Genomic DNA, 11,423 nt, shown 5'->3' on the forward strand with positions numbered 1-11,423 from the left:
CCTAAACAACCAATTGCCCATGCCGAAGGCTATCCAATGATCGATGGCCCTGCACCTTCAGGGGGCGTTTCTCACCGCACTCCATTCGCCTGTGCAATAAGGCACGTCAGACCTCTCATGGCATAACGGAGCTGGATCATGCCCGGACTGCGCCAAGTTCCCATCAGCCACCGCCTCTGGCTGATTCTGTTGACTTCCCAGGTAATACTTCTCGCCCTAGCCGGTTTGTTGCTCATCCAGAACTTTGGAGACCTGCATGCCGCGAAAGCGCTGAAAACCCAGCATGTGGTTGAAACCGCGAGCAGCATCCTGCGCTACTACCGAGAACAGGAAAGCGCTGGGAAGCTCGACCGTGCGCAGGCGCAGAACCAAGCCATCGAACTGATGCGCAGCCTGCGCTACAACGGTAATGATTACTTCTGGCTAGAGGACCTCGAGACACGCATGGTCATGCACCCTAGCCCAAAAATCGAAGGCAAAGTGATGACGGGTACCCTTGATCCTGATGGCAGACCATTTTTCGACGAAATGGTGAGGGTCGCCAAGCACGATGGGGCTGGACTCGTTCACTACAGTTGGCCTCGTCCGGGCTCGGAAGCGCCGGTGAAGAAGGTGTCCTACGTGGAGCTATTCAAGCCTTGGGGTTGGGTAGTTGGTTCAGGAATATACGTCGACGATGTACAGGATGAATTTCGCGCACACGTACTGAATACCTTGGGAATAGTGTTGGTGACGGGCCTTCTGCTCACTGTCCTCATCGTCCTGATCGCCCGCAGCATCGCTTCGCCGTTATGCGAAGCGGTCAATGCTATGGCCAATATTGCCAGCGGGGAAGCTGACCTTACCCGTAGGCTGGACGACTATTGGCACGATGAACTCACAGATTTGGGCAACCATTTCAATACGTTCACCCTCAAGTTACAGGGGGTCATCGGCCATTCACTGGAAACTGCCGGCTCGCTCGACCATGCGTCACGATCCCTTGGCGTAATTGCAAGCGATGCCCAGTACCAGAGCCTACAGCAGTCGCGGCAGATGGAGTTGGTCGCCACCGCGGTGCAAGAACTCTCCTACTCCGTGCAGGAAGTGGCGGCAAACGCTGAGCACGCCGCCAGCGAAGTACGCGATGCCGAAGAACAGGCACGCAGGGGGCAGAACAACATCGGCAGCAGCTTGGAACAGATCGACCAGCTCTCCAGTACCATTGGCAAGGCAGTGGAAGTGATTCAGTCACTGGCCCAGGAGAGTACCCAGATCAACTCTGTGCTCGAAGTGATCCGTTCCATCGCCGAGCAGACCAACTTGCTGGCCTTGAATGCCGCAATCGAGGCAGCTCGTGCCGGTGAACAAGGGCGGGGGTTCGCCGTCGTTGCCGACGAGGTTCGCTTACTGGCGCAACGCACGCAGAAATCCACTGCCGAAATCCAGACAATGATTGAGCGTCTCCAGGCCAATTCCGAGGCTGCCGTTCAGGTCATCGACGAGAGCAGCCATGCGTCCACCCAGACCGTCGATAAGGCGCGCCTGGCAGGCATTAGTTTGGAACAGATCGCACAGTCACTGCGCAATCTGACAGACCTGAATGCATCTATAGCCAGTGCTACCTTGCAGCAGTCCCAAGTGGTAGAGGGAATCAACCAGAACGTGACGCAGGCGGCCTCACTGGCTGAAGCGAATGCCGTGGCCGCTAGCCAATCGAAAGAGGCAAGCTGCCACCTTGACGCTCTAGCTAGCCAGTTGAATCAGACCCTACGGCAGTTCCGCGTATAGGCTCGTACTGGATTCCTGGTACATGACGAAACGGCGTACCGGCAAGCACCTGGTTTAGCGCCTTGCGTTTGAAGGATTCGGGAAAAACGGAGCTGCCCTACTAGTAAACAGGGCCAGCGAGCAATGCTCGCCGGCCCTGTTGTTTACTCTTTGATGCCCTCTATTCCTTCGGGGCCAATGGTCTCGACCTAACTGCGAAAGCCAGTTTTGGATGGCTGGCGCCGCTGCCTCCCCAGGCAGCGGCCATGCACCGTCTCGGTGCATCCGTTTCAACATTCAGTGAAAAAGTTTCAGTGTTTGTTGAAAAACTACGTTTGGACAGCTACCAGCCTGGTTTCTTTGCGCGGCTGTTTGGCATGCAGCAGCGTCAGCTCCAGTCTCTGCAGAAGTCTGTTGAGAAGGGGCGTTCGGAGGATTCCAGCCGTTTCACGAAAGAGAGGGCAGCTTGGCAAGCTGAACACTCGGAGTGGCAAACGGATCATGCGTTGGCTCAGCGCCTACTAAGAGGAGAGGGGCAGGCCAAGTTGGATGCGATCAAGCTGTTGAACCCTTTCGAAGACATCTCGATGCTGGGCACGTCCGTCAGATTCGTTGTCGGTGAAAGCGGGGTGGTCGAGGCGTTCCTCGGCGTACACGGTGAGCGTGTCATCCCCGCCGAGAGTAAAAGTCTGCTCCAGAGCGGCAAGCTGTCTACCAAGAAACTGGCCGCCGGTAAGTACAACGAGCTGCTGCAGGATTACGTCTGCAGCTGCGTGTTGCGGGTAGGTCGAGAGCTTCTAGCAATTCTGCCCGACGACCTGGTGATCGTGACTGCTACAGACAGGCTGCTCAATCCAGCGTCGGGGCACCTTGAGGAATCCCCATTGCTCAGTGTTGCGATTTCCCGGCGGACGCTCGCACTGCTCAACCTCGATGCCATCGACCCGTCTGAATCAATGAAGAACTTCGTTCACCACATGTCCTTCAAGAAAACCTCGGGATTTTCGCCGGTCGAGCCCCTGCTGGCAGAGAACTTTCTGTCTGCTGCGTACTGAAGAGAGCAACTGGAGATTGCACGCTCTTGTGCAAGCGGTCTCTGCCCGCCACGTAGCTGATCTTCAAACGTGCGGATCGGTTTTCCGAAGGAGCGCAGCAGCAAAGACGGCGGAGTGACCTCCGCCGTCCGCGCCTCTAGGGGGCATCCGTCCGGTGAACGCTTGCGATGACCTGCTCGAGTCTTAGCTTGCTCTGTGCAGAGACTTTCTGCAGCCCCAGATCACGTGCCATGGCATAGAGCAGATTGTCGCGCACTTCCCCGCGGGCCAATGCTTCGCGCGCGAGAGCCTCCAGTTCCTTCTGACTGATTTCATCTACGCCGCGCAGGTTGTCGGCATCGGCAGCTTTTCGGAAGGTGACTGCATTGTCGTCATCAAGGTGCGAGGGCCAATAGAAATCACCGAGATCTTCCACCGTCTTGCGATGGGACTGTTCGGCCAGGAAGCTGACTCGTTCACGAATCCGATTGCCGGTGCGCACCCAGCCATGCGCCCTTGCAATACGCTGCGCCAGGATGAGGTCGAGTACCGGACCCTCATGGGCAACGATATGGGCAATCATTGAAGCCAAGGTTCCGTCGTAATGGTCTTCGAAGAAGGCCTCCGGATCGACGGTTTCAACTGCCACAAGCGGGTCGACCTTGCGGTACAGCGCAGTTGTGGGCGCAGAGACGGCACCGACCGCAATTCCAATCGCTCGTGCATATTGGCTGCTGGCCCGGGGCTCTTCAGCGGGGTTATCAACCGGCAAGGCGATGGCCTCTGTGGGCGGTGCCTCCTCACTGATACTTTCTACTACCTCTTCCACCGTTGCAGCATGATTGGCCAAATCGGCTTGCTCGCTGACCTTGCGGGTACGACTTTCCGCCAGCAGGGCCTCCAGGTGTTCGTGAAGCTTTTCGGCTGTGCCGGCGGGGTTGATCCACCAATCGGTCGACCAGACCCGCAAGATCTCCCAGCCGAGGCCACGTAGGACCTGCTCACGGAGCTTGTCGCGGTCACGGGCTGTGGCGCTGCGATGGTAGGTGGCTCCGTCGCATTCAACCCCTGCGAGGTAACGGCCAGAAGCGTCCGGATGGACCACCGCAAGGTCTATGCGGAACGCCGAGACGCCGACCTGAGTAACGACATGCCAGCCCTTGCGACCCAGAGCCTTGGCGACCTGCTCTTCGAACGGACTGTCGAAACTGCCAAGGCTATCGGCCGTTGCTTCGATGATTGCGCGCGGGCCACGCTCAGCGAATTCAAGGAAATGCTTCATGTCACGCACGCCAATCGACTGGGTACGCGCCAGGTCGATGACTTCGGGGCTGATGGTGGAGAACACCAGCAACTCGTGACGGGCGCGGGTGACGGCCACATTCAAGCGACGTTCGCCACCGGGGCGGTTCATCGGCCCAAAACTCATCGTCATGTGGCCTGCGGCATCACGACCATAGGTGATGGAGAAGTAGATGATGTCCCGCTCATCGCCCTGCACACTCTCCAGGTTCTTGACGAACACCGGTTCCAACTGAGTATCAGCGAAATAGCCTTCCAGTAACGGATCGTTGCGGCGCTCAGCATCCAGCAAATCCTCAATGAGCCGTTGCTGCTCGCTGTTGAAGGTAACGACGCCAAAGGTCAGTCGGTTTTCCTTCACCTCTCGCGTGCGTAGGCGTGCCACCAAATGTGCGACGAGCGCTTTGGCCTCGCCTAGGTTCGTACGTGAGCCGCCCCTGTCGTAGACACCTTGAACAAGGTTGAGGCTCACTGCCCGGTCTGTGGTAACCGGTGACGGGAAGGTGACTAGGTTGCCCTTGTAGTAGCGGTGGTTGGAGAAGGTGATCAGGCTCTCGTGCCGGCTACGGTAGTGCCAGTTCAGGTCGAGGGTTGGCAGGTTTGCGCTCAAGCATTCGTCCAGAATGCTCTCCAGGTCCGGTTCCACATCGTCGTCTTCGTTCGTCGTTTCTGCACGGTCGAAGAACGAGGTCGGCGGCATCTGTTTCGGATCCCCCACCATGATCACCTGCCGTCCCCTCGCGATGGCGCCGATGGCATCCCACACTGGGATCTGAGAGGACTCGTCGAAAATCACTACGTCGAATACGGTCGATGTCGTCGAGAGGTACTGCGCGATGGACAGCGGGCTCATCAGCATGCACGGCGTGAGTTTGGCCAGTGCGGCGGGGATGGTCGAGATCAGTTCGCGAAGCGGTTTGTGTCGTGTCTTCTTCGAGATTTCATGGCGTAGCACACCCCACTCAGAGGCTTGCGTCACGCTGTCGGGTGTTGGCAGTTCTGCGCACAGACGGGCCCGCAGCAGGTCGCGTGTCAGGGCAGTGAACTTCTCATCCAGGGCGCGGAAGTCTCGGATGCGCTGCTCGTGCTCGACGCTGACGAAATTGCGAATAGTCGGTTCCTGATCAACCGTCGCGTTCAACCACCAGCGGGCATAGTTGGCCTGGAAGACTTTCTTGATTGTTCCTTGGACAACCAGGCCCGTTTCCAGTGCTTGAATGAGTGGTCGCAGTCCCACGCTGGCGGCTTCATCGCGGACTTTGCACCAGGCACTCCAGGCGTGCAGGTTGTGCTCCGCCTGAATGATGCCTTCACATTGTTGGAGTTGTGCTTGAAGGGGGAGGGCGTCGAGGTGCTCTGTTCCCTCGTTGCTGAAGTGGGCGTCAGTGACCAGCCGGCAAAGACTGTTCGCGAGCGTTGCGGTGGACTTCAAGTATTGCTGGCCGTGGCGGGAGACTAACCCCTGTGGCTCAAGAAGTGCGTTGCCGTCGCCCAGCAACTGCAGCAGGGACGACTTCACCGCGGTTATTGCATCCGGGTTCTGTGCCAATTGAGCAATGGCTGTCGCGATGTGTCCTTGGAACTCCACCGCGGCGCGCGCCACGTCGACCTTGGTATGCAGGCCAGCCCAGATGCCGGTAGCAAGCTCACGTAGATCCGCGAATTCCTTGAGATTCCGCTCGGCTTCCGACCGCTGCTTAAGCAGGGCGTACTGTCCGCGCAGCGCAGGCCCACATTTCCCGGTGGCTATCAGCTCATGGTCTTGCTCAAGATGCCCCTCATCGACGAGCCCACGGCGTTCCTGCTGAAAGGCAACTGCGGCGACAAGGTTGGTTCTGCAGGTGTTGAGGTCCTGCCAAATACCCTCGGAAACCGGATTCAGGCTCTCGCCCAGTGTGGTGATCTTCTGGTGAAGCGCACGTAGTTCACGCATCCTCAGGAGCGCGCTCTTCAGCGTGGGGCCGGCTACCTCTTGAGTGATCAGGTCAAACCCATCGTCTTCCCAGGCGCGATTCTCTTTGGCTGCGAGGATGGCGCCTTGAAGCGTTTTTACTTGGCGAATTGCGGCAAAATCGGAACGAGCGCCGCGCCAGAATTCGACGGTGTCGGCACCAAGGCCCAGGTCATCGATCTGCCTGCGCAGCTCGCGTAGAGAGATCCAGTTCTGCAAATCAACCGGGATGTTAGGTGCATGCTCGCCGTCAATGACTTGGCTGAGTTGCTGCTTGATCCGCCGTTTGCTTAACCAGGACATGGGCCAGAACGCCCCCTCGGCCCGCTCCCACTCTCCCAGCAAGGCAGTGACATCCAGGTCTTCGATGCCAGGGGTGTACGGCACCGAGAGGCACTGACGCAACGCGCTGATTTCGTCAAACAGCTGGATGGCCCGTGACAGCAGAACCATGGTCGGAACTGGCAATGGTTCCGGTAGCGCTTGCGTTAGTTGAGAGTGCTGTTCGAGCAGATCCAGACCGCCTTGGCAGGCAGCAATCGTGGATTGCGACCAAGGCGCAGGAAGCTTGCTGTTTATCTCGCGATGCAGCTTAACCAGCTCACAGCCTTGTTGGAGCCGCTGTGCGATGAGGCGAGCATCGGGGCGAAGGCTGAATCGCCAGTCCTGTCCTGCTGCTTTGGGGAGGACATTGGCAAGAATGGAAAGGCCGTTTCGCGAGGCACGCGTGAGTTCAACGTCAGGTAGGTTGGCTGATTTGATGAAGCTTGCGGCAGCCGCTTCAGTCGATCTAATCGCAGGGATCGCCTCACGAGCAGCCTGGATTACCAATTGCTGCCAGGACGGCGACCAGTCGTGCTGGCGGATGGCGCCCAAGGGATGGGCGGTTAGCTTTTGGTAACCAATCGCCTGGGCGTTTACCTCTAGGCGATCGGCCAGCTCCAACAGCCGATGCAAGGCTTCGCGGTCGTGCATCAGCGGCGTTGGCCATGTCAGCGCAACGGCAGGTAGATCTTTTCCGGCGATGGTGGCGCCGATGGCATCGTAGATGCTCAGCCCATTCGGGTATCGGTAATGCAGGCGGTCGACATAGACGTTCAGGCTTTTGCGCAACGATTCAAGTCGTTCGGCCTCAAGCTTCCAGGTCTCGACGTCAGCATCACCGCGAGCTTGCCAAGCGGCATTGAGTTGCGACAGAACGTCCGTCTTACTCGCCTTGTTGGAGTGGACCTCCAGGCAGAACTCGCCCAAGCCCACCTCGCGCAGGCGACGGTACACGACATTGAGCGCCGCAATTTTTTCCGAGACGAAAAGCACACGCTTATCCTCGGCGATGAACTGGGCAATCATGTTGACGATGGTCTGGCTCTTGCCCGTACCCGGGGGGCCAATCAGGACGAAGTCCTTTTGCTGCGAGGCGGCAAGGACGGCAGACAGTTGCGAAGAGTCGTACGCGAGAGGGCAGAAAACCTGCTTCGGACTGTACTCGGCATCGAGCTTGTTGTTGGCCGGAAACGGCGTGTTGGTGGTCGAGTTGTACGCGTCGCGTGGCGTATCCAGCAGGTGGCGTACGACAGGGTTGTCCCGCAGCGCGTCGGTGCGTTCAGCGAGGTCTTTCCACATCAGGTACTTGGCGAACGAGAACATAGAGAGGACGACGTCCTCACTAACCTCCCAGCCTTTGATGTCCTTCACCGCAGAGGCAACATTGCGCCAGATCGCGTCGATGTCCAGCCCCGACTCGTCGCGCGGCAATTCCCCCTCGGCAACGCCCAGATTCAGCTCGAAGTCTTGGCGCAGCATTTCGATCAGTGTCGGGTTAAAGCGTGGTTCATCATCATGCAACGTGATGGTGAAACCCGAGCGTGCGCTCTTACGTTCAAGGGTCACCGGCACCAGGATGAGTGGCGCACGATAACGCTGATCTGCCCTGTCCTCGCGTGTCCAGGAGAGGAAACCCAACGCGAGGAAGAGGGTGTTGGCACCGCCTTCTTGCAGGTTCGTTCTCGCGCCGCGGTACAACTCGATCAGGCGGCTATCGAGCTCTGCCTGCGGCAACGCGATGAACACCTCGTTGCGTTTCAACGCATCCAACGCGTGCTGTTGCCGGACATTCTCGCGCTCGCGGGATTCGTACAGCTCCTTATCTCGTGGGTCAGCCCCATCCATGAGATCCGGCCGCGTCATCAGCTTGATTTGCTTCCCAGAGGCCAGCAAATCCTCAAGCTGGCTCGGCTTAGGCGCCTCGAACCTCAGTGCTTTCTTGCCCGTCTTGAAGTTCAGCAGGTTGTTGCGTAGCGACAGATCCAGCAGCTTGCGTTGCCAACGTCCAAGGCGATCCTTGGGATCAAGGCTCGCGACGTCGATGTTGTCCGTGACTTCACTGGGCAAGGCCAAGGGCGCTTCAATTTCTGGAGCTACGACCTGTGTGGCGTCATCTTGCGTGGCGTTGCCACTGGGAGTCTGGGCTTCGCCGCTGGCCATCGGCTTAATTCGCTGCAGGCGTGCCCGGCGAATATCCAATGCCATTTCAAAGGTGGCTTCCTTACCCTCGGCAAGGTGATCTGCTCCCCGCTCGATGGCGTAACGCAGTCCAACGGACGGACGTTGGGTCGCCAGGGTCGTTTCGAACAGGACGAGCTCGTTGAGCTTGATGCGCTTACGCAGTGCCGTAATGTCGTCGACGACCGTTGTCGTGAACTCCTCATTCTTCAGCCATACGCCAGCAAAGGCGTGGCCATGAGTGAAGATAATCAGTGGGTTAAGGCCTGCCTGCTCCAGCAACGCACAAAACAGCATGGTGAGATCGAAACAGGTTGCAAGACCGTGCTCAGCCAGGTGACTGGGGCTCCGTACCTTCTGCCCATCCCGTTCGAAACTCGCTGGTGGTAACGCATAGTCGAGCCCCATGGCGACCACGGTGCTCCAGACGGCGGAGAGAATCTCCCAAGCATGTGCTGGGCCGCTGGCGTAGCCATCCAGAGCAGCGCTCTTGCCATGCTTGCGCAGCAGCTCGGCGGCTTTCTTAAGCAAGGTTTCCACTGCCAGGTCATTGGGCTGCACGAAGGCTGCCGTTAACTCCGGTAGGTGAGCGAGACCACCCCACTGGTTGCGGGGTAGCACTTCCAGCGGATGTTCCGTTTGCGCGACTACCGCACGAAGCTCGTCGGAGGAAGTACCTTTGCAGGTCAGCACGAAGTTGAGGGTCGAGTATTCGGCTTCGGTCAGCTTGGCAAGCATGCTCGCATCGATGGCCAGATCGAGCCCCGGAATTTGCCGAAATACTTCAGCGCCAAGCTCTGAAATGTGCCAGGTTTTCGGCTTGAAGACAGCCGGATCAGAAGTGAGTGTCAACTCCAGATCGCTGTACTTTTGCTCCGTCTCATTGACCACGCGCAACTCGCGAATGAGCGGTACGGCGTTCTGATAGTCAGCGAGGTTGAGCTTGGTGACGACAGTAGTCTGGATCCTGACCGCTTTGACTGGTGACGGCTCCGCCGACTCGATCGGTGTAGTGTCTTCGGCCATCGCAGTCTCAGTGCTGGACTCAGCAATCTCAATGTTGAGCAGACCGTTGCTGCCGTTCTCAACCATATCATTGCTCATCTGTGCCTCCCTGCCGTCTATTTCGTATTTGGATCAGCTCTAACCCGAGCAGAGTTCCGAATTCTGGATCTCAACCAGTACTACCCACTTCGCTTGCTCGACAGCCCACCCGCATAGCACAACACGACATCCAGCGAGCCAAAGGTCTAGCAGACTGATCGCGTAGCGCTTGACGTGAGATAACCTCCAACACTGCTGAATGTATTAGCAGTCGATGCGTGTGAGCATAGGATTCTCGTGCCTTGCTCTGACGAACGAGCTTCTGTGAGGAATAACTTATTCCCAGTGGTGGGATGGTACCCGTAGTAGATGAGGGGTAGCCATGTGCCATGGGTGGTGTGCGTCAGCTTAATGCAACCGCGCATCATATTGCTCCAGCAGACCTTTGCGCAGAACCCTTTAAACCTCGGTTCGACAGATACCATTTCTAGCACTGGAGAGCGGGGTAGGGTGGGCGAGCCCCTTGAAACACAGGACACCGTTTCCCCCTTACCATAAGGGATAGGCAAACGACTGTGTTTATGACTACCAGCAAAGACAAAACCATCGAAGTGCTCGGCCAGGAGCGGCGCCGCCGTTGGAGTGCCGAGGAGAAGCTGGCCATGGTGCGCGAAAGTTTCGAACCCGGGCAAAGCGTCTCGGTGGTGGCCCGGCGCAATGGCATCAATCCCAACCAATTGTTCCACTGGCGCAAGCTCTATCAGGACGGCAGCCTGTCGGCGGTCAGTGCCGGTGAGGCCGTGGTGCCGGCCTCTGAGTTGGCCGACGCGCTGAAACAGATCCGCGAGCTGCAACGGATGCTGGGCAAGAAGACCATGGAGGCCGAGATCCTCAAGGAAGCGGTGGAGATCGCTCGCTCGCGAAAATGGCTTGCGCACTCACCCTTGTTGCCGGGGGACGACCAGTGAAAGCGGTCAGTGAAAGTCTCGGTGTAGCGCGCTCGCAATTGACGGCTCGACTCAAACAGCCCGCTCCAGGGCCGCAGCCGCGTCGGCGCCGGGCGCTCAACGATGGAGTCCTGGTCGAACAGATCAAGCAGGCAGTCGGCACGTTGCCCAGCTATGGCTATCGGCGGGTGTGGGGGCTGTTGCGTCGACAGCATGAGCAACAGGCCCTGCCACCGGTCAACGTGAAGCGGATTTACCGGGTCATGCGTGACCACGATCTGTTGCTGGAGCGCCGGCGCAAACAGCCGGGCGTGGCACGGCGTCACGAAGGTCGTGTCGCGGTGGACACGAGCAACACCCGCTGGTGTTCGGATGGCTTCGAGTTCCGCTGCGAGGATGGTGACAAACTGCGTGTGACCTTCGCCCTGGACTGCTGTGATCGCGAAGCCATCAGCTGGGTGGCCAGCCCAAACGGCTACAGCGGCGACGATGTCCGCGACGTGATGCTGGAAGCTGTTGAACAACGCTTCGGTGGCGAACTGCCCGCATCGCCGGTGCAATGGCTGAGCGATAACGGCTCGGCTTATACCGCCGAACAGACCCGAGCCTTTGCCCGACAGATCGGCCTGCTGCCCCTGACCACCCCAGTGTGCAGCCCGCAGAGCAATGGCATGGCGGAGAGCTTCGTGAAGACCATGAAGCGTGACTACATCCACCACATGCCCAAGCCTGATCGAGCGACGGCCCTGCATAATCTGGCCATCGCCTTTGAGCATTACAACGAGGAACATCCGCACAGCGCATTGAACTACCGCTCACCACGAGAGTTCAGGCGCTTGGCTGAGGCATCAACTTAACGGGGTGCCGGTGTCCGGTTTGATAGGGGCAAGTCCA

4 protein-coding genes are annotated in these 11,423 nt (G+C 58.5%); 3 read left to right on the forward strand and 1 reads right to left on the reverse strand.

Annotated elements, in window-relative coordinates; all coding sequences use genetic code 11:
• Nucleotides 1-138 precede the first annotated feature (138 nt).
• Together E8F06_RS09700 and E8F06_RS09705 are read left to right on the forward strand one after the other, a co-directional pair.
• A complete protein-coding gene (locus E8F06_RS09700) occupies nt 139-1,770 on the forward strand; it encodes a methyl-accepting chemotaxis protein (protein ID WP_280360112.1) in 1,632 nt (543 codons plus the stop codon).
• Nucleotides 1,771-2,015: 245 nt separating this feature from the next.
• Nucleotides 2,016-2,804: a hypothetical protein gene (locus E8F06_RS09705; RefSeq protein WP_280360113.1), complete on the forward strand. Its 789-nt coding sequence runs from the start codon at nt 2,016-2,018 to the stop codon at nt 2,802-2,804.
• Nucleotides 2,805-2,940: 136 nt separating this feature from the next.
• Here E8F06_RS09705 and E8F06_RS09710 read toward each other — a convergent pair whose 3' ends face one another.
• The gene (locus tag E8F06_RS09710; RefSeq protein ID WP_280360115.1) at nt 2,941-9,642 is read right to left on the reverse strand and encodes a DUF3320 domain-containing protein; all 6,702 of its coding nucleotides are present in this window, start codon (nt 9,640-9,642) and stop codon (nt 2,941-2,943) included.
• 521 nt (nt 9,643-10,163) lie between these two features.
• Between E8F06_RS09710 and E8F06_RS09715 the strand changes: the two genes are divergently transcribed.
• A protein-coding gene (locus E8F06_RS09715; RefSeq protein WP_280360116.1) for an IS3 family transposase occupies nt 10,164-11,386 on the forward strand; the annotation gives its coding sequence in 2 pieces (ribosomal slippage) (nt 10,164-10,509 and nt 10,509-11,386; 1,224 coding nt in all).
• Nucleotides 11,387-11,423 lie beyond the last annotated feature (37 nt).

Origin of the sequence: Pseudomonas sp. BN411 (assembly GCF_029871235.1) — a bacterium.
Taxonomy (GTDB): domain Bacteria; phylum Pseudomonadota; class Gammaproteobacteria; order Pseudomonadales; family Pseudomonadaceae; genus Metapseudomonas.